This is a genomic window from Arthrobacter sp. TJ-266, assembly GCF_058269115.1.
The window spans coordinates 76,113-101,462 of record NZ_JBZCNC010000003.1; the positions used below are offsets into that span (position 1 = coordinate 76,113).

Here is a 25,350-nt window from a genome sequence, read left to right on the forward strand (position 1 = left end):
CGTGGAGGGCGCCGCCCGCGGGTGGTACTGCCGGTCCCACGGTCGGAGGGTACCTTGGCGTCCGCCCTGCGGCGGGAGAGTGTGGAGCCATGACAACCACACTGATCACCGGGGCCAACCGCAGCCTCGGACTCGAAACCGTCCGCCGACTCATCGCAGCCGGCCACACCGTCCATGCCGGCATGCGCGACCTCTCCACGGGCCGGGAGGCCGAGGAGCTCGGTGCCCACCTCGTCCAGCTCGACGTCGACGACCAGGCGAGCGTCGACGCAGCGTTCTCGTCCCTCCCCGAGCTCGACGTCCTCGTGAACAACGCCGGGATCCTGGGGACCTCCTACGGCGTCGACGACCTCTCGGCGGACGCCATGCGCAACGTGCTCGACATCAATGTGATCGGGCTCGTCCGTGTCACCCAGGCGGCTTTGCCGCTGCTGCGCCGCTCGACGAACCCGGTCATCGTCAACGTGGCATCGGGCGTCGGGTTCGCGAGATACCTCAGTACCGAGGGCACCGACGAGTTCGCGGTCCCGGCCATCCCCTACGCGGCGTCGAAGGCCGCTGTCATCGCACTCACGGTGCAATACGCGAAGAACCTGCCGGCCATGCGCATCAACGCCAGCGATCCGGGGTACACGAGTACCGACTTCAACCACCACAGCGGTCACCAGACCATCACCGAGGGCACCGACGCGACCGTCGCACTGGCCACCCTCGGCCCCGACGGCCCCACGGGCGAGTTCCACAATCGGCAGGGGCGCATCGAGTACTGAGCGGGCCTAGGGCTCGGCAGGAGCGGGAGGCCCGGCAGGAGCAGGGATCCCGCGCTCCTGCTGGGCTGCGTCCGCGGGCTCTGTCTCCTGCGACGGTTCCGCCGTCGGGTCGGGAATCGGGGCGGCGTCCGCCGAGCCAGGTACCGGGGAAGGATCTGTCGAACTCGGCAGCGGGGCGGCTTCCATCAAGCCAGGCACGGGGACGCCGTCCGTCGCATTGGCCGCCGGCACCGGGTCGGCACGCGCATCGGGTACCGGGACGCCGTCCGTCGACTCCGGCACCGGCGCCGCGTCGGCCGTCGGCTCGGGCATCGGGGTGTCGACGTCGGGGTCGGGCTCGCCGAACAGCGGTTCGCTCGGCTCGGCATCCGGCACCCCGTCCTGCGGCGCTGCCTCCCACCACAGGTCCTCCCCGACGAAGAACAGCGCGAACCACGGGGACTCGCCGTCGAGGGGGTCCGCCGGGAGGGCGACCATGTCGGGGTCGGTCGCCGGGGCGCGTAGCCACACCGGGCCGGGGTCGGGTTGTCCGGCATCCTGGCCGGGGCTGAGGAACCAGTCCTCGGACGTCCCACCCGTCAGGAGGAGGGTGAACATCTCGTCGACGGGACGTGTCGGCTCGTCGGCAGGCTCGTCGGCTCCCGCCGGATCCTCGCCCTCCGCCGTGCCGGCTCCGGGGTGCGCCGGCGCCGAAGCCGCCTGTGCGTCCCGTCCGCCGTCGGGAGCTGCGCCACGTCCCGCGTCGGGAGCGACTACCGATGACGCCGCGGTCCCGGACACCGGAGACGAGCCGGTCGCATCCGTCGCGGTGGATGAGGTGGATGAGGTGGACGGAACGGATGAAGCGGTACGCGGAACCTCACCAGGCTGGGCACCGGCGGATCCCTCCTGCGCCGAACCGGCGGCAGCCGCTGACGGACCGTTTGCGCCGCTGCCAGGAGCGGCCTGGCCGGAGGAGGCGACGGCGGGCGCACCGGAGGGCGGCCTTTCGGCGTCGGGCCCGGTGACTCCCGAGGCACGCAGCCGGGCTGCGTCGTCGCGGAGGCTGTGGCGCGTGAGGGTGTCGACGGCGTCGTCGAACCCGTGGCGGAGGGGCACGGGATCCGCTGCGACTCCGGACATCCCGACCCCCATCGACACCGCAAGGGCACCGCCGATGAAGGTGACCCGGCCCTTGCTGCGCCGCACACGCGAGGCCTTGCCGCCACTGGCCATCAGCTGCGCGAGCTCGGCCGAGGCGCCCGGGAGCGGCCCCTCGCCCAGCTGTACGATGTCCTCGACGGCCCCGACGAGGGCGGGATCGTCGTCGACGCCCGCCTCGCGCAGGAGTTCCAGCACCTGGTCGGACGGCGAGCTGTTCCGAGACGTCATAACGCTTCCGATTCGTTGGTGTGAACGAGTTCCTTGAGCTTGAGCAGACCTCGCCGCTGCAACTGCTTGACCGAGCCGGCCGAGCGTCCCAGGATGGTCGCCACCTGCTCGATCGGCAGCCCCGCGACGATCCGCAGCAGCAGGACGTCACGTTGTTCGGCATTGAGCTCGGCCAGCATGCCCCCGGCGTCGCGGGCATCGAGCCGTTCGAGCACTTCCGTCTCCGCCGATGCGGTGCTGCGATGATCGCCCTCGGCGTCGTAGCCCACGAGGACGGGAGCCCTCGTCCTCCTGCGGACATCGTCCACGTACCTCGCGTGGGCGACCGAGAAGGCGAAAGCGCGCAGACCAGCCGTTCCACCGGTGATGGAGCCGAGCTTCGAGAACACCGTCAGGAAGACCTCCTGCGTGAGTGCCTCGGGATCCTCGGACCTTCGCCCCGTGAAGTACCCGCTGACCGCAGGTCCCAGGGACTCGTAGATCAGGGAGAACGCCGCCGGTTCGCCAGACTGAGCGCGGGCGAGCGCATCGTCAGGCAGCGGTGTGACCACGGTCATGTCCTTGTTCGAGCGGGCGGCGTGACCATCGTAACCGCTGCCCCTCACCGGGGGCCGTACGGCCTCCGGTAAGAGAAAGGCCGCACCGAGACCCGTTGGGGGATAAGTCTCGGTGCGGCACTTACATACTGGTAATCGCCGCACGCACCGGAGAAGTTACGTGGTCGGCGAAGATTTCTTCGGACCCTGCGAACTGCTACTTCAGGGCGTTGGAGGCACGGCGCTTGTTGAAGACGTCGAAGCCGACGGCGAGCAGCAGCACCATGCCCTTGATGAACTGCTGGACGTCGATACCGACGCCCAGCAGGGACATCCCATTGTTGAGCACACCCATGATGAGGCCGCCGGTGATCGCCCCGATCACCGTTCCGACACCACCGGTCACGGCCGCGCCACCGATGAACGCCGCCGCGATGGCGTCGAGCTCGAAGAGGTTGCCCGCGCCGGGGCCGGCGGAGTTCAGGCGACCGGTGAAGATGAGGCCGGCGAGCGCCGCGAGCACGCCCATGTTGACGAACAGCATGAAGTCGATGCGCTTCGTGTTGATGCCCGAGAGCTGAGCCGCCTGCAGATTGCCGCCGACCGCGTAGATGTGGCGCCCGAAGACGCTGTTGTTCATCACGGCGCTGTACGCGACGATCAGGATGCCCAGCACCACGAGCACGATCGGCGTGCCGCTGCGGGAACCGGCGAGCAGGTAGGTCACGCCGAGGATCATCACCGCGATGAAGCCGAGCTTCGTGTAGAACCAGGACTGCGGCTCGTCCTCGAGCTTCAGACGGGCACGGGTGGCGCGTCCGCGGAGCTGGGTGACGACCAGGAGGACGACGGCGATGAGGCCGAGCCCCACGGTTGTCCAGTCGAGGAAGTTCGTCTCGGGCGGGAACAGCCCCGGGAACAGGAAGCCGCCGCCGAGCTGGCGGTACTCCTCGGGGAAACCGGTGATGCGCTGGTTCTCCAGGACGATCTGCGTGAGACCACGGAACACGAGCATGCCGGCGAGGGTGACGATGAACGCCGGGATCCCGACATACGCCACCCAGAAGCCCTGCCAGGCACCCACGAGTCCGCCGATGACGAGGGACGCGACGAACGCCGCCCACCAGGGGAACCCGAAGTCCTGGATCATGATGCCGGACATCGCCCCGACGAAGGCCGCGACGGACCCGACGGAGAGGTCGATGTGCCCGGCGACGATGATCATGACCATGCCGATGGCCAGCAGCAGGATGTAGCTGTTCTGCACGATGATGTTCGAGACGTTGTCCGGCTGAAGCAGGGCGCCGCCGGTCAGTACCTGGAACAGCGTGACGATGACGATCAGAGCGACGAAGATGCCGATCTGCCGGAGCCTGCTCGTGAGGAACGAGAGCCCGTTCTTCGTGGGAGGGGCCGGCATGGCAACAGCCGGGTCCTTGACGGTGGTGGCCATCGGGGTCAGTCCTTTTCCTTGGTCATGTACTGCATGAGGAGTTCCGGTGTCGCGTCGGCGATGGGCACGTCAGCTGTGATGCGGCCCTCGGCGAGCGTGTAGATGCGGTCGCAGATGCCGAGGAGTTCGGGCAGCTCGGACGAGATGACGATCACGGCTTTCCCCTCTCCGACGAGGCGATTGATGATGGTGTAGATCTCGTACTTCGCGCCCACGTCGATCCCTCGGGTGGGTTCGTCGACGATCAGCACGTCGGGGTCCGAGAACATCCATTTGGACAGCACCACCTTCTGCTGGTTGCCGCCGGAGAGCTTCCCGGTGATGGCGGTGACGGAGGGGGCCTTGATGTTCATGGACCTCCGGTAGTCCCCGGCCACGACGGCTTCCTGCCCGCTGTCCACCCAGCCGCGTTTCGCGAGCTTGCCGAGGGCGGCTCCCGAGACGTTCCGCTTGATGTCGTCGATCAGGTTCAGCCCGTACTTCTTGCGGTCCTCGGTGGCGTAGGCGATGCCGTGCTTGATCGCTTCGCCCACGGACTTCGTCGTGATCGGCGAGCCGTTCTTGTAGAGGGTCCCGGTGATGTTCGAGCCGTAGCTCCGCCCGAAGATGCTCATGGCCAGCTCGGTACGGCCCGCGCCCATGAGACCGGCGATGCCGACCACCTCCCCGGCCCGCACCGAGATGTTCGCGGAGTCCACGACCACGCGCGTGCTCTCCTGGGGGTGGTGCACCGTCCAGTTCTCCACCCGGAGCACCTCGTCGCCGATCACGGGCGTGCGGTCGGGGTAACGGCTGCCCATCTCCCGGCCCACCATGCCCTTGATGATGCGCTCCTCGGTGACCGAGCCGTCGTGCAGGCTCAGCGTCTCGATGGTGCGCCCGTCCCGGAGGATGGTCACGGAGTCCGCGATCTCGCGGATCTCGTTGAGCTTGTGGCTGATGATGATGCAGGTGATGCCCTCGGTGCGGAGTCCCTTGACCAGTCCGAGGAGGTGCGCGGAGTCCTCGTCGTTCAGCGCGGCCGTGGGCTCGTCGAGGATCAGCAGCTTCACGTTCTTCGAGAGCGCCTTCGCGATCTCCACGAGCTGCTGCTTGCCCACGCCGATGTCACCGGCGCGGACCACGGGATTCAGGTCGAGCCCGACGCGACGGAGCAGCTTGGCCGCCTCCACGTTGGTCTCGTTCCAGTTGATGAACCCGCGCTTCTCACGCTCGTTGCCGAGGAAGATGTTCTCCGCGACGGACAGGAACGGCGAGAGCGCGAGCTCCTGGTGGATGATGACGATGCCGGCCCGCTCGCTGTCGCGGATGTCCTTGAACTCCGCCTGCGTGCCCTCGAACTCGATCTCGCCGTCGTACGTGCCGTGCGGGTACACACCCGACAGCACCTTCATGAGGGTCGATTTCCCGGCCCCGTTCTCTCCGCAGATCGCGTGGACTTCGCCGCGCTCGACGTCGAGACTGACGTCCTGCAGTGCCTTCACGCCCGGGAAGGTCTTGGTGATGCGGTGCATCCTGAGGATGTTGTCCGCCATGGTCACGCCTCGCTTACTTGAGTGGAAGTCCCGGCAGTGGCCGGGCGAGGTCCAATGCCTGTGGCTCCAGACCATGGGAGGTACGGAGCCACAGGCATTGTCAGGAGAAGCGGAACGACTACTGCAGGTCGTCCTCGGTGTAGTAGCCGGTCTCGACGAGGGCCGTCTCGTAGTTGTCGACCGTGACGATCTCGGACTCGAGCAGGAAGGAGGGGACCACCTTGACGCCGTTGTCGTACGTCTCGGTGTCGTTGACCTCGGGCTCCTCGCCCTTCATGAGGGCGTCCACCATGGTGACGGCCTGCTTGCCGAGCTCGCGGACGTCCTTGAAGATCGTGGAGTACTGCTCACCCGCGATGATGGACTGCACCGAGCCGACCTCGGCGTCCTGGCCGGTGACGACCGGCAGCTCGTCAGCGGAGTACCCGCCGGAGGTCAGGGCCGAGATGATGCCGATGGACAGGCCGTCGTACGGGGACAGGACACCCTCGAGACGCTCGCCGCCACCGACGGTGATGAGGTCCTCCATGCGGTCCTGGGCCGTGTCGGGCAGCCACCGGAGGATCGCCGCCTGCTCGAACTCGGTCTGGCCGCTGGGCACGCGGAGGGTACCGGCGTCCAGGTACGGCTGCAGGGTCTCCATGGCGCCGTTCCAGAAGAACGTCGCGTTGTTGTCGTCCGGGCTGCCGGCGAAGAGCTCCACGTCGAACGGTCCCGTCTCGCCGGTCTCGTTGCCCTCGGCGTCGAGGATGCCGAGGCCGGTGAGGAGCGAGGTGGCCTGCTGCACGCCGACCTCCTCGTTGTCGAAGGTCGTGTAGTAGTCCACGGTGTCCGAGCCGTTGATGAGGCGGTCGTAGGCGATGACGGGGATCTCCTGCGTCTCGGCCTGGTCCAGCACGCTGGTGAGCGTGGTGCCGTCGATCGAGGCGATCACGAGGGCGCTGACGCCGCCGTTGATCATGTTCTCGATCTGGCTGACCTGCGTGGGGATGTCGTCGTTGGCGTACTGGAGGTCCACCTGGTAGCCGAGGTCCTCGAGCTGGCTCTTGACGTTCTCGCCGTCGGCGATCCAGCGCTCGGACTGCTGCGTGGGCATGGCCACGCCGATGGTGATGTCCTCGGGCGCCTGGCCCTCGGCGGGGGTGTCCCCGCCGCCACGGCTGCCACAGGCAGTGAGGCTGAGGGCCAGGATGCTGGTGGCCGCGATGCCGACCAGGGTTTTCCGATTCATGGTGGAACTTTCTTGTGAGTGGTTCCCGGCGTCGATGCCGGCTGTGTGGGAGTGGTCTTACAGCTTCTGCGCCAGGCGGTAGTAGGCGGCGTTCCAGCGTAGTTCGCGCTGGAAGTCACGGAGCTTCGTGTCGGCGTCGATCCGCAGCAGCTCCACCTCGGCGATGTCCGCGAAGTCCTCGAACACCTCGAGGCCCACCGCGGTGGTGAGGACGGTGTGGTGCGCGGCGCCGGCGCTGAGCCACGCCGCTGCGGAGGTCTCGAGGCTCGGCTCCGGCTTCCACACTGCGCGCGCGACCGGCAGGTTGGGGAGCGGAGCGTCCGGCGGGACGATCTCGACGGCATTGGCGGTCAGGCGGAAGCGGTCCCGCATGTCGGACATCGCGACGACGACGCCCGCACCGGAATCGGTGTCGAACACGAGCCGCACAGGGTCCTCCTTGCCGCCGATCCCGAGCGGGTGCACCTCCAGGGAGGGCTTCGACGTGGTGAGGGTGGGGCAGATCTCGAGCATGTGAGCTCCGAGGATCTTCTCCTCCCCCGGCACGAGGTGGTAGGTGTAGTCCTCCATCAGCGAGGCGCCGCCGGGCAGTCCCACGCCCATGACCTTCGCGGCACGCACGAGGACGGCGGTCTTCCAGTCGCCCTCGGCGCCGAAACCGTAGCCCTTGGCCATGAGCCGCTGGACGGCGAGACCGGGTAGCTGGCGGAGCGCCCCGAGGTCCTCGAAGTTCGTGGTGAAGGCGCCGAAGCCGCCCTCCTCGAGGAAGGACAGCAGGCCGAGTTCCTGGCGTGCGCCGTAGCGCAGCGAGTCGTGCCGGTCACCGCCGCGGCGGAGCTCGGGGACGACGTCGTAGGTCTCCTCGTACTCGGCCACGAGGTCGTCGACGTCGGTCTCGGACTGCGCCTCGACGGCGGCGACGAGATCGTTGACGCCCCATGTGTTGATCGAGACGCCGAAGCGGAGCTCGGCCTCGGTCTTGTCACCCTCGGTGACGGCGACGTTGCGCATGTTGTCGCCGAACCGCGCGACCTTCAGCTCGTGCACGGCGGCCCAACCGGCAGCGGCGCGCTGCCAGGTGCCCACCTTCGCGCTGACGTCCGGGTTGGAGACGTGACCCACGACGGTCTTCCGGGGAACGCCGAGGCGCGACTGGATGTAGCCGAACTCGCGGTCGCCGTGGGCGGCCTGGTTGAGGTTCATGAAGTCGAAGTCGATCTCGGCCCACGGCAGGGCGACGTTGATCTGCGTGTGCAGGTGCAGCAAGGGCTTCCGGAGCGCGTCGAGACCCGCGATCCACATCTTGGCGGGGCTGAACGTGTGCATCCAGGCGATGACGCCGATCGCGTTGTCCGCCGCGTTGACCTCGAGCGCCATCCGGCGGATCGACGCGGAGTCCTTCAGGGTCCGCTTCCACACGATCTTCACGGGGAGGCCGGCCTCGCCCAGCATCCGGACGATTTCCTGCGACTGCTCGGCGACCTGCTGCAGGGTCTCCTCGCCGTAGAGGTCCTGGCTGCCGGTCAGGAACCAGACTTCGTAGGCATCGAGAGTGGTGCTGAGCGGGCTCATGCGGGGGCTCCTGGGGTTGCGGGCTGACCGTACACGTTCTGGTAGCGGTCGAAGAGTGAGTCGATGTGCTCGGTCTGGATGCCGGCGGGCGCACCGAGCTGGCGGGAGATGTGGACGGTCCGGGCCACGTCCTCGAGCATCACGGCGGCCTTGACGGCGTCCTTCGCGTCCTTGCCGATCGTGAACGGGCCGTGACTCTTCATGAGCACTCCGCGGGAGCGGTGCCCGGTGAGGGTGTCCACGATCCCCCGGCCGATGGAGTCGTCACCGATGACCGCGAAGGGGCCCACCGGGATCTCCCCGCCGAACTCGTCCGCCATGGCGGTGATCACGCAGGGGATGGCCTCGCCGCGGGCGGCCCAGGCGACGGCGTAGGTCGAGTGGGTGTGCACGACGCCGCCCACCTCCGGCATGTGCCGGTACACGTAGGCGTGGGCGGCGGTGTCGCTCGACGGCGAACGCTCGGACCCCGCGCTCCCGGCGATGACGTTGCCGTCGAGGTCGCAGAGGATCTGGTTCCCGGGCGTCAGGTCGTCGTAGCTCACGCCGGAGGGCTTGATGACGAAGAGGTCCGCGCCGGGCACGCGGCCGGAGACGTTGCCGCCGGTCCACACCACGAGCCCGTAGCGGACCAGTTCGGCGTGCAGGGCTGCGACGTCCTCGCGGACCGCCTGGATGGCGGCGTCGATCTCGGGGGTGAAGGTACTCACGAGGAGACCTCCTGACGCGAGGGAGCCGTACGGGCCGAGCGGCGCAGGGCCTTCAGGCGGTGCATGACGTCGTTGGCGCCGCGCCCGAAGTAGTCGTGCAGTTCGGTGTACTCGCGGTAGAGGGCGTCGTACGCCTCGGCCCGTTCGGGGTCCGGGGTGTAGGCCGCGCGGTTCAGGTGGCCCATGGCTGCGGCGGCCGCGTGGATGTCCTCGTAGGCGCCCGCGGCGACGGCTGCATGGATGGCGGAGCCCAGCGCGGGGCCCTGCGCGCTGCCGATCACGGAGAGGGGCATGTTGAGCACGTCCGCGTAGACCTGCATGAGGAACGGGTTGCGGATGAGCCCGCCGGCGGCGACGAACTCGGTCACGGGTACGCCGGAGGCGTTGAAGGTCTCGACGATCTTCCGGGTGCCGAACGCCGTCGATTCCAGCAGGGCGCGGTAGACCTCGTGCGGCTTCGTGGCGAGGGTGAGTCCCACGATGGTGCCGGAGAGCTCGTGGTCCACGAGGACCGAACGGTTGCCGGAGTGCCAGTCCAGCGCCACCAGGCCGTGGGCTCCCACGGGCTCGGTCTGCGCCTGCTCGGTCAGGTACTCGTGCACGCTGAGGCCCTGGGCGGTGGCGGCGTCCCTGATCTCCCCGGGTACCTGGTTCGCGACGAACCACGCGAAGATGTCCCCCACGCCGGACTGGCCGGCCTCGTAGCCGTAGAAGCCCTCGACGATCCCGCCGTCGACGACGCCGCACATGCCCGGCACCTCGGCCAGGCGGTCCGAGTTCATGACGTGGCAGGTCGAGGTGCCCATGATGGCGACCATCTGGCCGGGATCGGTGGCCTGCGCGGCCGGCGCGGTGACGTGGGCGTCCACGTTGCCGACGGCGACGGCGATGCCTGCGGGCAGGCCGGTCCAGCCGGCGGCCTCCTGGGACAGCGCGCCCGCCTTCGAGGCGAGAGCGCCGATGGTGTGCTCCACCTTGTCGCGGGCGAACCCTGCGAAGTCGGGGTTGAGCGCGGCGAGGAACTCGTCCGACGGGTAGGCGCCGTCCTGGTAGATGCCCTTGTACCCGGCGGTGCAGGCGTTCCGCACGTACTCCCCCGTGAGCTGCCAGACGATCCAGTCGGCGGCCTCGACCCAGTGGTCCATGCGGTCGTAGAGCTCGCGGTCCTCCTCGAGCAGCTGGAGCCCCTTGGCGAACTCCCACTCGCTCGAGATGAGTCCGCCGTAGCGTGGCAGCCACGCCTCGCCGCGCTCGGCGGCGAGCTCGTTGATGCGGTTGGCCTGGCCCTGGGCGGCGTGGTGCTTCCACAGCTTCACGTAGGCGTGGGGGCGGCCCTCGTAGCCCGGCACCTCGTTGAGCGGCGTGCCGTCGGCGAGGGTGGGCACCATGGTGCAGGCGGTGAAGTCGGTGGCGATGCCGATGACGTCCTGCGGGTCGATGCCCGCCTCCCGCACGGCGGCCGGGACGGCGGTGCGGAGCACGTCCACGTAGTCCGACGGGACCTGCAGGGCCCACTCCGGCGGCAGCTGCTCACCGGTGGCCGCGAGGGTGGTGTCCATGACCGCGTGCGGGTACTCGAGCGTGGAGGCGCCGAGTTCGGCGCCGTCGGAGACGCGGACGACGACGGCGCGACCGGACAGGGTGCCGTAGTCGACGCCGATGACGTAGGTGGGCCGGGAGCCCGCGGCCGTGTCCGTAGGACGGGCGTGGCCCGTGCTGGAGTCGCTCAAAGGGAAGGACCTCGTTGTTCTTCTCGAGCCCGCACTGCGATGCTCTGGTGGATCGGCTGCGAATGTGACCGTTCACATCCGCTCTGCCAAGTGTAGGGGGGCGATCGCCCGGCCTGTCAATGCCTTACGGGTAACGAGGGGGTCTCGGCGATGAGGGCAGCCGTGGACGCCCGCACCACCAGCTCCGGCACGACGTCGGACGATCGGCCTCCTGCAGCGACCGTCCCGACGGCGGAACCCGGACCTGTGAGATCACCGTCCGCGGCAGCCGGACCGCCATCGGGTCCCGCGGGGTCCCTGCCCGCGGCGTCGACGAGCGCGAGCAGGCGCCCCACGCAGCGCCGGCCGAGTTCCGGGAAGTCCTGCCGCACGGTCGTGAGGGGCGGAGCGTAGTACGCGGCCTCGGGGACGTCGTCGAAGCCCACCAGGCTGACGTCCTCCGGCACACGCCGCCCGCTCTCGCGGAAGGCGTGCAGGAGGCCGAGTGCCATCTGGTCGTTCGAGGAGAACACGCCGGTGATCCCGTGGTCCTGTGCAAGGGCGAGACCGGCCCGGTACCCCGACTCCGCGGTCCAGTCCCCCGAGAGCAACGCTTCGGGTTCCTGCCCCCACGCGGCGAGCTCGGTCCTGTAGCCCCGTACCCGAGCGTCCGTCTCGAACCACCCGTCCGGGCCAGCCACATGGGCGATCCGCCGGTGCCCGAGCTCCAGGAGGTGCCGCGTGGCGAGGACCGCTCCCCCGAACTGGTCCACGGAGAGCCGGTGGTCGTCGTGCTGCGTGGCCGAGTGGACCGTGACGAAGGGCAGCGTCATGGCGAGCCGGTCGATCTCCCCGAGCGTCTGCGTCTGCGGCGCGAGGATGATCAGACCGTCCACTCCGTGGGCCAGCAGGCGGTCGAGCGCTGCGCGGATGGAGCCGCTGTCCACCGTGTCGAGGTGCGCCACGTCCACGCCGTAGCCCGCCTCGCGCGCAGCACTGTCGATCGCCTGCAGGCTCGCGGCCGGCCCGTACTCGAAGCCCTTGCCGACCAGCACACCGAGGGTGGTGGAGCGGCTCGTCACCAGAGCCCGTGCAGCACGGTTGGGGCGGAATTTCAGCGCGTCCATGGCGGCGAGCACGCGGTCGCGCGTCTCGGCGCGGAGGCTCGGGTGGCCGTTGATGACACGCGAGACCGTCTGGTGCGAGACACCCGCTCGCCTCGCCACGTCCCTGATGTTGGCCGCGCGCGTCCCCTCCGGGCGCTCCGCGACGGCCGGGACCGACGACGTCGTCCCCGCCCCCGCGCCGGTCTCCGCGGCGAGCGCGCTGTCAGTGCGGGTCGACAAGGGTGGCGTTCTGTGCGAATCGGCGGTTCCGCAGGACCGGGAGGAACTCGCGGACGTCGTCGACCCGGCGGCGCGTGACGTCGATCGTGACGACGCCGCGTTCCTCGTCGTCGAGGTGGACGAGCGGCAGGCCCATGGGATCGATGATCGCCGAATGGCCGATGGTGTGGCCGCTCGACGTGCCCGCGGCTGCGACCCACACGGTGTTCTCGATGGCGCGCGCCTTCAGGAGCGTCTCCCAGTGGTCGACCTTGTGCTCGCCCTTGAACCAGGCCGCGGGGACGCAGATCAGATCCGCCCCGGCGTCGGCGAGGGCGCGCGCCTGCTCGGGGAAGCGGATGTCGTAGCAGGTCATGAGTCCCACGCGGAGGTCGCCGAGTTCGGCCACCGTGACGCCGCCGTCGCCCGGCTTGATGCGCGAGGACTCCCGGTAGCTGAAAGCGTCGTAGAGGTGCAGTTTGCGGTACGTGTCGACGATCCGGCCGGTCGCGTCGATGAGGACCAGCGTGTTGTAGGGCCGTTCCTCGCCGCTCGCCTCGTACCCACCGGCGACCACGGCGATGCCGTTCTCCGCCGCGACGAACGAGAGCTGCTGCACGAAGGACGTCCAGTGGGCCTCGACCGCCTCGCGCAGCGGGCCGTCCACCTTGCCGATGGTCATCATGGACTCCTCGGGGAACACGATGAGCGCCGACCCCGCGGACGCGGCCTCCGCCGCGAGCTCCCGCATGACGGCGACATTCGCCGCGACGTCGCCCACCGGGCTGAACTGCCCCACGCTGACCTTCATGATGCCTCCCTGGTGCCTCCCCGATGCGCTGTCCGACCAGCGTACAGATCCGGCCGTGGAACCCGCCCGGATCTGCCTGCACCCGCCCGCCGGGAGGGGAGCCCGCGCGGGCAGGTCCGACGGCCGGAGTAGCGTTCCCCGCATGAGGAATCCCATGAAGAAGACGCGCATCACGCCCGGCCCCGGCCAGGAATCGGTCTGGGACTACCCGAGGCCGCCCCGCATCGAGCCGAGTACGGCGACCATCGAGGTCAGGTTCGGCGGACAGCTGATCGTCCGGACGAACCGCGCGGTGCGCGTGCTCGAGACGAGCCACCCCCCGGTGTACTACCTGCCGATCGAGGACTTCGCCGCGGGCGTGCTCACCCCTGTGCAGGGCACCACGCACTGCGAGTTCAAGGGAGCGGCGAGCTACTTCGACGTCGTCGCCGGGGACGCCTGCAGCCCCCGCGGCGCGTGGACCTACCCCTCGCCGGTGCGCGGTTACGAGGAACTCGCGACGCGCGCGGCCATCTACCCCTCGCAGATGGACGCGTGCACCGTGGACGGCGAGCTCGTGCAGGCGCAGGAGGGCGATTTCTACGGCGGCTGGATCACGGCCGCGATCGTCGGTCCGTTCAAGGGCGGCACGGGGACCTGGGGCTGGTAGCACGCCCCCGGCGGCGGCCACACCCAGCATGCACCCAGCGGGGACGGCGGTGCCTGTCACCGATGCCCGTTAGTCTGGGAAGCTGACCATGCACGCAAGGCAAGGACGGCACATGAAGACCACCAGGACACCACTTCCGGGACGGCGTCTGCTGGCCACCGCGTTCGTCGGATCGATGCTCTTCCTCAGCGGCTGCAGCGCGTCCGAGGAGCCCGCGGCGGAGGACGCCGCGACCAGCGCTCCCGCCGAGGCTCCCGCGGAGGGAGAATCGGCAGCACCCGAGCAGGCACCCGCGCCGGAGCCGGACCTCGAAGGCGTCCCCGACGTCGTCGCGGTCGTCAACGGCACGGAGATCGGCAAGGACCTCTTCACCACCACCTACGAGGGCCAGTTCTCGCAGGCGGCCGCGCAGTCCCAGGCCACCGGGCAGGAGCTCGACCAGGACCAGCTGAAGACGTCCGTCGCGGACAACCTCGTCAGCGCGGAGCTCCTCCGCCAGGAGGCCGAGCGCCGCGGTATCGAGGCGACCCCCGAGGGACGCGCGGCGGCGATCGACGAGCTGCTGCAGGCGAGCCAGCTCGCCTCCGAGGAGGAGCTGCGCGCGGCGTTCGCCGAGCAGGGCCTCGAGGGCGAGGAGTTCGACAGCCAGCTCGCCGACCAGGTGCGGCTCGACGCGCTGCTCACGGAGGAGGCGGGGGACGCCGCGCCCACCGATCAGGAGGTCCAGGAGGCCTACGACGCCGCCGTGGCACAGCAGCAGGCCAGTGGGCAGACGGCCACGCCGATCCCGCCCATCGACGAGGTGAGGCCCCAGATCGAGGAGCAGATCACGGGCGAGAAGACCACCGCCGCGGCGCAGGTGCTCATCGAGCGGCTCCGCGAGGAGGGTGAGATCACCGTCAACCTCTGACGCTGATGCACTCCTGAACGACGAAGGGCGGCTCCCGCGGGGGCCGCCCTTCGTCGTCGTACCGGTGGATCGGCGTGCCGAGCGTCAGTCGCCGATGAGGTCGTTGACCACGATCGTCTGGTCGCGGTCCGGCCCCACGCCGATGGCCGAGAAACGGGTGCCCGACATCTTCTCGAGCGCCCGGACGTACGCCTGCGCGTTCTCGGGGAGATCCTCGATGGTGCGGGCGCCCGTGATGTCCTCGGTCCAGCCGTCGAAGTACTCGAAGATGGGCTTCGCGTGGTGGAACTCCGTCTGCGTCATGGGCATCTCGTCGTGCCGCACGCCGTCGACGTCGTAGGCCACGCACACGGGGATGCTCTCGATGCCCGTGAGGACGTCGAGCTTCGTCACGAAGTAGTCCGTGAAGCCGTTAACACGCGCCGCATGACGCGCAAGCACGGCGTCGTACCAGCCGCACCGGCGCGGGCGGCCGGTGTTCACACCGAACTCGCCGCCCTTGGTCTGGAGGTACATGCCCATGTCGTCGAAGAGTTCGGTGGGGAACGGACCGGCGCCCACACGCGTGGTGTAGGCCTTGATGATGCCGACGGCCCGGCTGATGCGGGTGGGGCCGATGCCCGAGCCCACCGATGCACCACCGGCGGTGGGGTTCGACGACGTCACGAACGGGTAGGTGCCGTGGTCCACGTCCAGGAACGTGGCCTGGCCGCCCTCCATGAGCACCACCTTGCCGGCGTCGAGCGCCTCGTTGAGCACGTAGGTGGCGTCGATGACCAGTGGCTTCAGGCGCTCGGCGAAGGAGAGGAAGTAGTCCACCACCTCGTCCACCTCGACGTCGCGCCGGTTGTAGACCTTCACGAGGAGCTCGTTCTTCTGCTTGAGCGAGCCCTCCACCTTCTGCCGGAGGATCGACTCGTCGAAGACGTCCTGCACGCGGAGGCCGAGGCGCGCCACCTTGTCCATGTACGCGGGGCCGATCCCGCGGCCGGTGGTGCCGATGGCCCGCTTGCCGAGGAAGCGCTCGGTGACCTTGTCGAGCACCTGATGGTACGGCGCCACGAGGTGGGCGTTCGCCGAGACGCGGAGCTTCGAGGTGTCGGCGCCGCGTGCCTCGAGCCCGTCGATCTCCTCGAAGAGTGCCTCGAGGTTGATCACGCAGCCGTTGCCGATGATCGGCACGGCGTTGGGGCTCAGGATGCCGGCGGGAAGGAGCTTCAACTCGTACTTCTCGCCGTTGACGACCACGGTGTGACCGGCGTTGTTGCCGCCGTTCGGCTTCACGACGTAGTCGACGCGGCCTCCCAGCAGGTCTGTGGCCTTGCCCTTACCCTCGTCGCCCCACTGGGCGCCGACGATGACGATGGCTGGCATGGGATCCTCTCCCATCGGGTACGGCCGCCCGCCGTGTGGAGCGCGGTCGAGGAGGCCGTTCATCAGAATGCCCCAACCGTCCGCTCGCTGAAGACGCGGTCGCTGGGGCTCTTACCTTCCGAGTTTAGCGGAGGCGCTCGCGGGGCGTCGAGGCGGGCCCGGCCGGAGCCCGCGGCCCTGGCCATGGCGTGTGCACAATGGGGGCATGGACCGCTTCGAAGGACACATCGCCGGTATCGGCACCACCTCCGGCATCCGTCTGGTGATCGGACGCTGGGACGCTTCGCCGTTCGGCGCGTTCACGGACGTCATGATGGAGGACGCCGGCGGCACCCGCACGCTCATCGCGCCCACCCGGGAGATCGCAGACTACGTGAGCGCCACCTACACGTTCGACGACGTCGTGATCACTCCCGTGACGTCCTCGCTGTCCTCGGACCGCCTGGTCGTCGAGGCCGGCGACCTGCGGGTACGCGCCGGCGTGGGCGGCGTGACACTGCTCGGGAGGCTGCTCGGACTCGTGCCGACCGGGCTCGCGACCCATCCGAGGTGGCTCACGCTCATCAACCCGGTGGCCTCGCGGCTGATCAAGGGCGTGGCGACGGCCGGCTCCGCGGGCCACGGCCGCACGGAGTACTACGGCGTGACCTCTGCGCGCGCCATCGCCGGGGCGACGGTGTCCTTCCGCGGCAGGGACCTCGGACTCCTCGCCCCGGTGAGCCCTCCCGTGCAGTTCGGCTTCAGCTCCGCGCCGCCCCGGCCGATGCTTTGCTCCGTCACGACCACCATCCGGCGCCCGGAGGCCTGACCCGGTCCGGGTTGTTGCCGGCGCCGCCGTCGCTCCTGCCGGTCGCCGTCAGCGGCTTGCTCGTCACGTGGCGTCGGAGACCTCCGTCGTTGGGGGTTTCTGAGCGCGAGACCGCGTGTCGAGCCGAGACACGCCGCTGGTCGGCGCGAATGCTCGCAGAAGACGCCGACGACGGCACGCGTCCAGGTGTCTCGCCGTGCCGGGGTGCGGTCAGCTCACCCTGCGCAGGGCGACGGCGTAGTGGGGCCAGTACCGCATCCGCGCGGGGAGCAGCGGCACGACGAGCCGGGTCGCCCGCCGGACCGCACCGAACACCACCCGCTCCCGGCGGCGCCAGGGCAGTGAGTACGCAGCTCTCAGCCGCGGCGGGAGCACTCCGGCGGAGAGGATCGAGGCCAGGGGCCGAAGGGGGCGCGGGACGATCGGCGGATCCGGGGCGAGGATCTGCTGCGCGATCAGGTGGGCCGTCGGGCCGACGTCGAGCACCTCCTCGAGCTGCTGGTTCACGTAGCGCTCCAGGCCCGCGTAGTCGGTGGGCAGCAGCGCATCCGGGACGTTGAAGTAGTGCGCCATGCGCGTCATGTCGAGGTAGTAGCGCGTGCGCTCCTCGGGTGGGACGGGCCGGAGGAAGATGTGGGTCACCTCGATGGCGCTCCAGACGAGCGTGGCGAAGACCCAGAGCGAGAGCCCGGGATCGACGGCGCGGTAGGGCGTGGCGGCGGGCACGGTGGATGCCGCCTCCGGGAGGACGCCCTCCACCGGCCGGTGCTTCCGCGCGACATGGGCTGCGGCCGCCCGCACCTGCGCCCGGTCACCGAACGTGACCGTCAGGACGGCGTCGAGGGTTCCGCGCAGTCGCTGCAGCGGGTCGGTGGAGAACCCGCTGTGGGCACGGACCCCCTCTCCCACGAGGGGATGCGCCACCTGCAACAGCAGCGCGGCGGGGCCTCCCGCCAGGATCACCCGCTCACATGCCACGCGCCATGCGGTGGATCCTGGACCGAACAACCCGGAGTCCCCCGGCTCCCCCGGGCCCGGTGCGGCGGGGAAGAACCGGTCGAGGCTTCTCACGGGCGGTCGGCCGCATCGGAGGAAGCACCCGATGACGCATCCGAGGAGGCGTCGTCGTCGTCGATCCACTCCAGCAGATCTCCCGGCTGGCAGTCGAGCACCCTGCACATCGCTTCCAGGGTGCTGAAGCGCACGGCCTTCGCGCGGCCGTTCTTGAGGACGGCGACATTGGCCGGCGTGAGGCCCACGCGGTCGGCGAACTCGCCCACGCTCATCTTTCGTCGCGCCAGTTCGACGTCGATCCGCACCACGATGGGCATCAGATGACCTCGTCGAGCTCGGTGCGCAGCTTCCGCGCCTCCGTGTCCGTGGTGACGGCCTGGAGGAGCAGGGCCTTCAGCACCAGCACGATCAGCGCCACGGCCGCGATGCACACACCGACCCCGCCGATCAGGAGCACCACCCCGGGTGCCACTGCCTCGCCGGGAGCGAGCGCCACGCCGAGTCCGAATGTCAGCAAACTCGACGCCGCGAAGGCGCCGATGACGATGTTCACGAGGCGGAAGGCGTCGGCGGAGAAGACCGTTCCGCGCCGGACCATCGTGAGGAGGCCCCAGACGCACACCATGGCCACCTGCAACGCGAGGATGGCGAGCACCGTCAGGATCACGAGGGGTGTCCGGATCAGGGCGACGTCGGGGTCGGCGTCGGCGAGATCGATGGTCATGAGCGATGCGACGACGGTCTGGATGAAGGCGGCGCCGACGAACATCATGCACAGCACGATGCGCAGCGCGAGAACGGTGAATCTTCCCATGAGGGCTCCTTTGTACTGGAAGTCAGCACAAAGCTATCGTTATTCAACCGAAAAAGCGAGCTTCTCGATACAACACGCTAGATGGAGTAGTCCATTCCCGGGTTCAGGGACTCCAGGTACTTCTGCACGGCCCGCCGTGGCACGCGATACGACCTCCCGAATCGGATGGAGTCGATGTCACCCGCCTGCACCAGTCGGTAGACCGTCATCTTCGAGACGCGCATCATCGCCGCCACCTCGGCGACCGTGTAGAGCCGCCCCGTATCGACCTTCGTCGTCATTGCCCTGCCGCCTCTTCTCCGTACTCGTGGACTCCCCACTCTGGTTCGGGCTTTCGCGGGAACACAAGAAAGTGCACTACTCGTCTTCCCTGGCAAAGACGAGTACCGCTCGGCAGCTACTCACGTGTCGAGTGCCCTGACAGCAGAGAAGACGACCTCCGCGAACGGGAGGCCGTCTTCTGCGTGTCGATCGTCAGCGGTGTCCGATCAGCGTGCGAGCTGCGCGCTTGCCTCGGGATCGGACTCCTTGAGGAACACCGCGATCCGCTCGGCCTCCTCGATCTCCCCGATGGATGCCGCAGCCCGGCCCAGCGCGTAGAGCGCGCGGAGGAAACCGCGGTTCGGCTCGTGCGAGTACGGGATCGGTCCGGCACCACGCCAGCCGCTGCGGCGCAGCGCATCGAGCCCGCGGTGGTACCCGGTCCGGGCGTACGCGTAGGACTCGATGGTGCGTCCCTCGGCGTACGCCTCGTCCGCGAGGACTGCCCACACGAGCGACGACGTCGGGTGCTTGGCGGCGAGGTCCACGGCCTCGTCGCCCGCGGCGAGGCGGTCGACGACGGCGGATTCCTCGGGCAGGTACGTGGGCTCGGGGCCCAGCAGGTTCTTCCGGAATTCGTCGGACATCAGAGCTTCTTCCCTGCGGAACCGAGCGATGCGGCGGCCTCGACGACGCGCGCCGCGAGACCGGCCTCGGCCGAGGCGCCCCAGACGCGGGGGTCGTAGGTCTTCTTGTTGCCCACTTCGCCGTCCACCTTCAGCACGCCGTCGTAGTTACGGAGCATGTGGTCCGCGACGGGGCGCGTGAAGGCGTACTGGGTGTCGGTGTCGATGTTCATCTTGATGACGCCGTAGGAGACGGCGTCGGCGATCTCCTGGTCCGAGGAGCCGGAGCCGCCGTGGAACACGAGGTCGAAGGGCTTGTCCTTGCCGAGCTTCCGCCCCACCTGGTCCTGGATGTCCTTGAGGATCTCGGGGCGCAGCTTCACGCCACCGGGCTTGTACACGCCGTGCACGTTACCGAACGTGAGGGCGGTGATGTAGCGGCCGTGCTCACCGGCGCCGAGGGCGTCGATGGTGGCGAGGGCGTCGTCCACCGTGGTGTACAGCTTGTCGTTGATGGCGTTCTCGACGCCGTCCTCCTCGCCGCCCACGGTGCCGATCTCGACCTCGAGGATGATCTTCGCGGCGGCCGCCCGGGGCAGGATCTCGCGGGCGATCCGCAGGTTCTCCTCGAGGGTCTCCGCCGAGCCGTCCCACATGTGCGAGTTGAAGATGGGGTCGTGGCCGTTCTTCACGGCCTCCTCGGAGGCGGCGAGCAGCGGCAGCACGAAGTCGTCGAGCTTGTCCTTCGGGCAGTGGTCGGTGTGAAGGGCGATGTTGACGTCGTACTTCTTCGCCACCTCCTTCGCGAAGGCCGCGAAGCCCAGCGAGCCCGCCACCATGTCCTTGACGCTCGCACCGGACCAGTACGCGGCACCGCCCGTGGACACCTGCACGATGCCGTCGGAGCCGGCCTCGGCGAAGCCGCGCATCGCGGCGTTCAGGGTCTGCGAGGAGGTCACGTTCACGGCCGGGAAGGCGAAGCCGCCCGCCTTCGCGCGGTCGATCATCTCGGTGTAGACGTCAGGGGTTGCGATAGGCATGCTGCGTACTCCTTCGTGGTGGTGAGTGCTGGCTTCATCCTAGCGAGCGGCCCGGGCGGTCGCAGGGGTCCGTCGCAGCCGCCGGTCCGCTCAGACGTGCTGCCCGAACACATGCCGCCGCACCCAGCCGTGCATCGCGATGGCGGCGGCAGCGGACGCGTTGATGGACCGGGTGGAGCCGAACTGCGCGATCGAGAGGGTTGCCTCCGCCGCCTCGTGCACCTCGGGTGTCAGCCCGGGGCCCTCCTGGCCGAACACGAGGACGCACCTCTCCGGCAGGTCGTAGGTCTCCAGCGGCACGGAATACGGGAAGTTGTCGATCCCGATCACGGCCAGTCCCTCATCCGCCGCCCATGCGGTGAAGTCCGCGACGGTGGGGTGGTACCGGACGTGCTGGTAGCGGTCGGTGACCATGGCGCCCCGCTTGTTCCACCGGCGTCGACCGATGATGTGGACCTCCCGTGCCATGAAGGCGTTGGCCGTGCGCACCACGGAGCCGATGTTGAGGTCGTGCTGCCAGTTCTCGATGGCCACGTGGAAGCCGTGGCGGCGCTCGTCGAGGTGCGCCACGATCGCCTCATGCGACCAGTAGCGGTAGGCGTCCACGACGTTCCGCGTGTCGCCGTGCGCCAGCAGCTCGCGGTCCCAGTGATCGCCCTCGGGCCACTCGCCCTCCCACGGGCCGACGCCGACCGTCGGGGCCACCGGCTCCGCTGCAGCCTCGGCACCCGCCTCCGCTGCGGGCACATGCTGAGCGCCCGGCCCCGCCGCGGCGTCCGGCTCCCGCCCTGGTTCGTCCACTCTCCCTGGTTCATGCACTGCTCAAGGGTACGGGGGCGGTCCGGCGCCATCCGAGCATGCACGACGTCGAAGTGGGAGACTGGCGGAGGCGGACCACGGTGGACCCAGGAGAGGACGCGATGCGCGAGAACGAACACATCGAATGCTGGCTCACCGACATGGACGGGGTGCTGGTGCACGAGAACCACGCCATCCCGGGCGCGGCCGAGCTGATCGAACGGTGGGTGGCCACCTCGAAGCGGTTCCTCGTCCTGACGAACAACTCCATCTACACCCCGCGGGACCTCGCCGCGCGCCTGAAGGCCTCCGGCCTCGAGGTCCCGGAGGAGAACCTGTGGACCTCGGCCCTCGCCACCGCGCAGTTCATGCGTGACCAGCTACCGGGCGGCCGGGCGTACGTGATCGGCGAGGCGGGGCTGACGACGGCGCTGCACGAGGCCGGGTTCGTCCTGACGGACACCGACCCGGACTACGTGGTGCTCGGCGAGACCCGCACCTACTCGTTCGAGGCGATCACGAAAGCTGTCCGACTGATCCTCGACGGCGCCCGCTTCATCGCCACGAACCCCGACGTCACCGGGCCGTCGAAGGAGGGCCCACTGCCCGCCACCGGCGCGATCGCCGCCATGATCACGGCCGCCACCAGCCGCAGCCCGTACATCGTCGGCAAGCCGAACCCCATGATGTTCCGCTCCGCCATGAACCAGATCGACGCGCACTCGGAGACCACAGCGATGATCGGCGACCGCATGGACACCGACATCATCGCGGGCATGGAGGCCGGCCTCCACACGGTCCTCGTGCTCAGCGGGATCACCCAGCCGGCGGACATCGACGCCTACCCCTTCCGGCCCGCGCAGATCGTGAACTCGGTGGCGGACCTGATCGACCAGGTCTGACCGGTCGCGTCTCGCCGGTTCTCTTCGCTCAGAAGGCGCGCTTCGACCCGCCGCTGCGGCCGACGGGTGCATACGCGCGCTGCACGGCGTCCACCACATCCCGGTAGATGCCCGGGTTCCACTGCGGGCTCGCGTGCGCCGGGAGCGCCCCCTCGGTGACGTAGTCGACGGAGCGCACGTTGTCGGGCAGCGCCCGCGCCCACCCGGCGCGCGCGGTCTCGTAGGTGACGACGCCGTCGCCCGGGTTGCCCGCGAACACCACCCGGGTGTCGCCCAGGGAGAGCCGGAACCGCGCGGCGTCGTAGTGGTAGATGTACGAGGACTCCGACTGGATGAGTTCCGTGCTCGGGGCCAGCGGCGACAGCTGCTCCAGTGTCTGGTCCACGATCTGGCTCCAGGTGCGCTCGTTCTTGTGGACGATCCGCTCACCGAGCTCGTAGGTACCGCGGACGCTGATGGGCACGCGGACACCGGCCTCGTAGAGCAGCACCACGCCGTCGAACATGCGCTGGTCCTGCACGTCGAAGCGGCTGGAGGGCGAGGAGTCGAGCAGCACCAGCTCCACGGGGATGCCGCGGTCCCGCAGGCGGGCGGCCACTTCCACGGCGACCATCCCACCGAAGCTGTGCCCGTAGAAATAGAGCTTCTCGAGCCGGAAGTTCTCCACGTACCGGGTCATGGTGGCCACCACGTTGTTGATGTCGAGGCCCCGGTTGGAGTACCCCATCACCGCGAGCTGGCCCCTCCGCACCAGCGCGGGGCGCAGCGAGTTGAGGATCCAGAGACCCTCCTCCCAGCTGGTCTTGTAGCCCGGGAACAGCACCCAGCGGTCGTTCGCGAAGCGCGCGCGGGCGCCGTCGTCATCCAGCGGGAGGATGCGCGTCTGGTCGCGCTGGGACTGGATGTAGCGGGTGAAGGCGAGGTCGGCGGTGAGCACGCCGGCCGCTGCGGTTCCGATCAGGAAGGAGCGCCGGGAACTCTCGCGGAACGCGCGGGCTCGGAGCAGTGCCCGCGCGTCGTCGTCCACCTCGCTCCGCCCCGTCCGATCCGTCGGGAACGCCCGTCAGGCGAGGCCCAGCTCGTCCTTGCCGAACGCGAAGAGGTAGGGAACGCCGGCCTCGGACTCGATGCGCTCCTTCGATCCCGTGCTCCGGTCCACGATCACGGCCACGGCCTGGACGTCACCGCCCGCGCGGCGCACGCCCTCGACGGCGGTGAGTGCGGACCCGCCGGTGGTCGAGGTGTCCTCGAGGACGACGACGGGGCGTCCGGCCACGTCCGGGCCCTCCACCTGGCGGGCCATACCGTGGGTCTTCTGCGTCTTGCGGACCACGAACGCGTCGATGGGGCGGTCCGCGGCGGCGGCCGCGTGCATGAGGGCGGTGGCCACGGGGTCGGCGCCCATCGTGAGGCCGCCGGCCGCCTCGAAGGTGATGCCGGCGTCGTCGAGCATCCGGAGCATCACGCGCCCCACCAGCCCCGATGCCTCGTGGTGGAGCGTGATGCGACGGAGGTCGATGTAGTAGTCCGCCTCGACGCCGCTGGACAGCGTGACGCGCTCGTGCACGACGGCGAGTTCCTTGATGAGTTCGAGGAGCCGGGAGCGGTCGGAGGTCTGCGCGGGGGTCTCGGCGGTCATGCGGCCAGTCTACCGAGGGGCTCGCGAGGGCTGCGTCCGGCCGACGCCGCTGCCGGCGCCCAGGGCGTCGTCGCGGCCGATTTCGTCGTCGTCGACGACTCCGTCGTCGTCGGTGTCTTCCGTCTTCCGTCGTCGTCGGGTCCTGCGCCGTCGGTGTCTTCCGTCGTCGGGTCCTGCGCCGTCGTCGGGGTGATTCGAGCCCGGAGCGGCGCGTTCACAGGCGCGGCCCCGCGCGACACCCCCTCGAGGTCGTCGAAGTCCCCGAGTTGCGCCGCACGATCCGACGACTCCGTCGAGCACCGTTGTGCACATAGCGCTCTCCAAGATGACGGCAGGGCCTGTCCGACTGGTGGGATGAACCATGGACGTCGTCGGCGCGCTGCGCAGTGTGGGGTCGGTGTCCCGGACCGGCAGGCTCCTCGACCTCGGCGTGACACGCAGCGAGATCGCGTTCGGGGTCCGCACCGGCGTCGTCCTCCGCGTACGACGCGGCGTTCTCGCGCTTCCCGATGCCCCGGCCGGCCTCGTCGCGGCACTGGTCAACGACGCTCAGCTCACGTGCGTCTCTGCGGCCTCCTTGTACGACCTGTGGGCCCTCCACGCGCCGCATGTCCATCACCTCCACGCGCACAGCCGCCTTCCGGGCTGCACGTCGCACCACAGACCCCTGACCGTGCCTGCGCACCCGACGAGGCCCATGGTCGGTCGTGTCGACGTCCTCGTTCACGCCCTGCATTGCCTTCCCGCGGTGGAGGCAGCCGTGATGGTGGAGAGTGCGCTTCGGCGTGGAGACACCACCAGGCAGTTCCTCCTCGACCGCCTGACGGGCAACCGGAACGGGCCGGCGCGTGCAGCCCTGACTCTGGTGACGGGGGGAGCCGATTCCGCTCTCGAAGTGGTGGCCCGCATCATGCTCGAGGGTGCTGGGCTCCAGGTGCGGGAGCAGGTCCAGCTCGACGGCGTGGGTCGGGTCGACTTCCTGGTGGAGGGCGTCCTCGTGGTCGAGGTTGATGGCGACGCGTACCACTCGGACCGTCGAGCCCGCCGACGGGACCGCCGTCGCAACAACGCGACGATCATCGGCGGGTACCTCGTCCTCCGGTATGGCTACGAGGACATTATGTTCCACGCCGACGACGTTCTTGCCGAGATCATGGCCGTCCTTCGCGGGCGCGTGCTGCGCTAGTCCGACGGAAGGCGGGCCGCACTCCCTGAGTGGGCCCACCACGCCGCACTCCCTCGGCGGGCCCACGCCACACACCGTGCTTGTGTCGCCCGGGCATCAAGCACGGGCCGCCCTGACCTCGCCGTGCGCGATCCGGGGTTATTCCCGGCACACTGCCGCTCCCGCCGGCGTGTTGCGCGCCGACACGCTCATTACCCAGCCGAACACCCCGAGTTCGACGACGAGGGCGAGAATGACGCACGGTCAGGAGCCACCGCCAGACGCAAAAGGTGCTCGCGTCCGGCCGGTACCGGGCCGGCTCACGAG

The 25,350-nt window shown here is 69.4% G+C and carries 26 protein-coding genes; 6 read left to right on the plus strand and 20 right to left on the minus strand.

The features are described from left to right. The first annotated feature begins 89 nt into the window (after positions 1-89). Positions 90-770, plus strand: coding sequence for an SDR family NAD(P)-dependent oxidoreductase (locus tag AC4D12_RS08975; RefSeq protein ID WP_490949586.1), 681 nt, complete (start codon positions 90-92; stop codon positions 768-770). A 6-nt stretch (positions 771-776) separates the two neighbouring features. Here AC4D12_RS08975 and AC4D12_RS08980 read toward each other — a convergent pair whose 3' ends face one another. From AC4D12_RS08980 to AC4D12_RS09025, 10 genes are all read right to left on the minus strand, one after another. Then, positions 777-2,141 (minus strand): hypothetical protein, encoded by a 1,365-nt coding sequence (locus AC4D12_RS08980; RefSeq protein WP_490949587.1) that lies wholly within the window; start codon positions 2,139-2,141, stop codon positions 777-779. Next, positions 2,138-2,698 carry an RNA polymerase sigma factor gene (locus AC4D12_RS08985; RefSeq protein ID WP_490949588.1) on the minus strand — a complete coding sequence of 187 codons (561 nt, stop codon included), beginning with the start codon at positions 2,696-2,698 and terminating at the stop codon, positions 2,138-2,140. Before AC4D12_RS08985 ends, AC4D12_RS08980 begins: the two co-directional genes overlap by 4 nt. Positions 2,699-2,894: 196 nt before the next feature. After that, positions 2,895-4,097, minus strand: coding sequence for a multiple monosaccharide ABC transporter permease (gene mmsB / locus AC4D12_RS08990; protein WP_490950112.1), 1,203 nt, complete (start codon positions 4,095-4,097; stop codon positions 2,895-2,897). Between the two features lie 38 nt (positions 4,098-4,135). Next, the gene (gene mmsA / locus AC4D12_RS08995) at positions 4,136-5,665 is read right to left on the minus strand and encodes a multiple monosaccharide ABC transporter ATP-binding protein (protein ID WP_490949589.1); all 1,530 of its coding nucleotides are present in this window, start codon (positions 5,663-5,665) and stop codon (positions 4,136-4,138) included. Positions 5,666-5,783: 118 nt separating this feature from the next. Continuing rightward, positions 5,784-6,896, minus strand: a complete 1,113-nt coding sequence (gene chvE, locus AC4D12_RS09000) for a multiple monosaccharide ABC transporter substrate-binding protein (protein ID WP_490949590.1) — start codon at positions 6,894-6,896, stop codon at positions 5,784-5,786. Positions 6,897-6,953: 57 nt separating this feature from the next. Then, on the minus strand, positions 6,954-8,468 hold the full coding sequence (gene araA, locus AC4D12_RS09005) for an L-arabinose isomerase (protein ID WP_490949591.1): 1,515 nt from the start codon (positions 8,466-8,468) through the stop codon (positions 6,954-6,956). Beyond that, positions 8,465-9,178, minus strand: coding sequence for an L-ribulose-5-phosphate 4-epimerase (locus AC4D12_RS09010; protein WP_490949592.1), 714 nt, complete (start codon positions 9,176-9,178; stop codon positions 8,465-8,467). The genes araA and AC4D12_RS09010 overlap by 4 nt, the downstream gene beginning before the upstream one ends. After that, complete coding sequence (gene araB, locus AC4D12_RS09015; RefSeq protein WP_490950113.1) at positions 9,175-10,839, minus strand: ribulokinase; 1,665 nt, start codon at positions 10,837-10,839, stop codon at positions 9,175-9,177. The genes AC4D12_RS09010 and araB overlap by 4 nt, the downstream gene beginning before the upstream one ends. A gap of 185 nt (positions 10,840-11,024) precedes the next feature. Continuing rightward, the gene (locus AC4D12_RS09020) at positions 11,025-12,233 is read right to left on the minus strand and encodes a LacI family DNA-binding transcriptional regulator (RefSeq protein WP_490949593.1); all 1,209 of its coding nucleotides are present in this window, start codon (positions 12,231-12,233) and stop codon (positions 11,025-11,027) included. Next, entirely contained in the window at positions 12,217-13,023 is an 807-nt protein-coding gene (locus tag AC4D12_RS09025) for a carbon-nitrogen hydrolase family protein (RefSeq protein ID WP_490949594.1), read from the minus strand. Before AC4D12_RS09025 ends, AC4D12_RS09020 begins: the two co-directional genes overlap by 17 nt. Before the next feature lie 142 nt (positions 13,024-13,165). On the opposite strand from AC4D12_RS09025, the gene AC4D12_RS09030 reads away from it, so the two are divergent. Continuing rightward, positions 13,166-13,672 (plus strand): DUF427 domain-containing protein, encoded by a 507-nt coding sequence (locus AC4D12_RS09030; RefSeq protein WP_490949595.1) that lies wholly within the window; start codon positions 13,166-13,168, stop codon positions 13,670-13,672. A 112-nt stretch (positions 13,673-13,784) separates the two neighbouring features. Further along, positions 13,785-14,582: a SurA N-terminal domain-containing protein gene (locus tag AC4D12_RS09035; protein WP_490949596.1), complete on the plus strand. Its 798-nt coding sequence runs from the start codon at positions 13,785-13,787 to the stop codon at positions 14,580-14,582. Positions 14,583-14,666: 84 nt separating this feature from the next. Here AC4D12_RS09035 and AC4D12_RS09040 read toward each other — a convergent pair whose 3' ends face one another. Then, the gene (locus tag AC4D12_RS09040; protein WP_490949597.1) at positions 14,667-15,956 is read right to left on the minus strand and encodes an adenylosuccinate synthase; all 1,290 of its coding nucleotides are present in this window, start codon (positions 15,954-15,956) and stop codon (positions 14,667-14,669) included. A gap of 205 nt (positions 15,957-16,161) precedes the next feature. Between AC4D12_RS09040 and AC4D12_RS09045 the strand changes: the two genes are divergently transcribed. After that, positions 16,162-16,764: a hypothetical protein gene (locus tag AC4D12_RS09045; RefSeq protein ID WP_490949598.1), complete on the plus strand. Its 603-nt coding sequence runs from the start codon at positions 16,162-16,164 to the stop codon at positions 16,762-16,764. Positions 16,765-16,974: 210 nt separating this feature from the next. On the opposite strand, the gene AC4D12_RS09050 is transcribed toward AC4D12_RS09045, so the two are convergent. From AC4D12_RS09050 to AC4D12_RS09080, 7 genes are all read right to left on the minus strand, one after another. Next, a complete protein-coding gene (locus AC4D12_RS09050; RefSeq protein WP_490949599.1) occupies positions 16,975-17,742 on the minus strand; it encodes an oxygenase MpaB family protein in 768 nt (255 codons plus the stop codon). An 89-nt stretch (positions 17,743-17,831) separates the two neighbouring features. Next, entirely contained in the window at positions 17,832-18,095 is a 264-nt protein-coding gene (locus tag AC4D12_RS09055; RefSeq protein WP_490949600.1) for a helix-turn-helix domain-containing protein, read from the minus strand. Then, positions 18,095-18,592: a DUF2975 domain-containing protein gene (locus tag AC4D12_RS09060; protein ID WP_490949601.1), complete on the minus strand. Its 498-nt coding sequence runs from the start codon at positions 18,590-18,592 to the stop codon at positions 18,095-18,097. The genes AC4D12_RS09055 and AC4D12_RS09060 overlap by 1 nt, the downstream gene beginning before the upstream one ends. A 77-nt stretch (positions 18,593-18,669) precedes the next feature. Next, a complete protein-coding gene (locus AC4D12_RS09065) occupies positions 18,670-18,873 on the minus strand; it encodes a helix-turn-helix domain-containing protein (protein ID WP_490949602.1) in 204 nt (67 codons plus the stop codon). Between the two features lie 207 nt (positions 18,874-19,080). Next, positions 19,081-19,500, minus strand: coding sequence for a DUF3151 domain-containing protein (locus AC4D12_RS09070; protein ID WP_490949603.1), 420 nt, complete (start codon positions 19,498-19,500; stop codon positions 19,081-19,083). Next, entirely contained in the window at positions 19,500-20,519 is a 1,020-nt protein-coding gene (gene fbaA, locus AC4D12_RS09075) for a class II fructose-bisphosphate aldolase (RefSeq protein WP_490949604.1), read from the minus strand. Before fbaA ends, AC4D12_RS09070 begins: the two co-directional genes overlap by 1 nt. 90 nt (positions 20,520-20,609) lie before the next feature. Further along, positions 20,610-21,266: a TrmH family RNA methyltransferase gene (locus AC4D12_RS09080; RefSeq protein ID WP_490950114.1), complete on the minus strand. Its 657-nt coding sequence runs from the start codon at positions 21,264-21,266 to the stop codon at positions 20,610-20,612. A gap of 173 nt (positions 21,267-21,439) precedes the next feature. Between AC4D12_RS09080 and AC4D12_RS09085 the strand changes: the two genes are divergently transcribed. After that, on the plus strand, positions 21,440-22,219 hold the full coding sequence (locus tag AC4D12_RS09085) for an HAD-IIA family hydrolase (RefSeq protein WP_490949605.1): 780 nt from the start codon (positions 21,440-21,442) through the stop codon (positions 22,217-22,219). A gap of 28 nt (positions 22,220-22,247) precedes the next feature. Here AC4D12_RS09085 and AC4D12_RS09090 read toward each other — a convergent pair whose 3' ends face one another. Further along, complete coding sequence (locus tag AC4D12_RS09090; RefSeq protein WP_490949606.1) at positions 22,248-23,246, minus strand: alpha/beta fold hydrolase; 999 nt, start codon at positions 23,244-23,246, stop codon at positions 22,248-22,250. 36 nt (positions 23,247-23,282) lie between these two features. Further along, positions 23,283-23,858, minus strand: a complete 576-nt coding sequence (pyrE, locus tag AC4D12_RS09095; RefSeq protein WP_490949607.1) for an orotate phosphoribosyltransferase — start codon at positions 23,856-23,858, stop codon at positions 23,283-23,285. A 361-nt stretch (positions 23,859-24,219) separates the two neighbouring features. Here pyrE and AC4D12_RS09100 point away from each other — a divergent pair, with 361 nt between their 5' ends. After that, positions 24,220-25,044, plus strand: a complete 825-nt coding sequence (locus AC4D12_RS09100) for a DUF559 domain-containing protein (protein ID WP_490949608.1) — start codon at positions 24,220-24,222, stop codon at positions 25,042-25,044. Positions 25,045-25,350 lie beyond the last annotated feature (306 nt).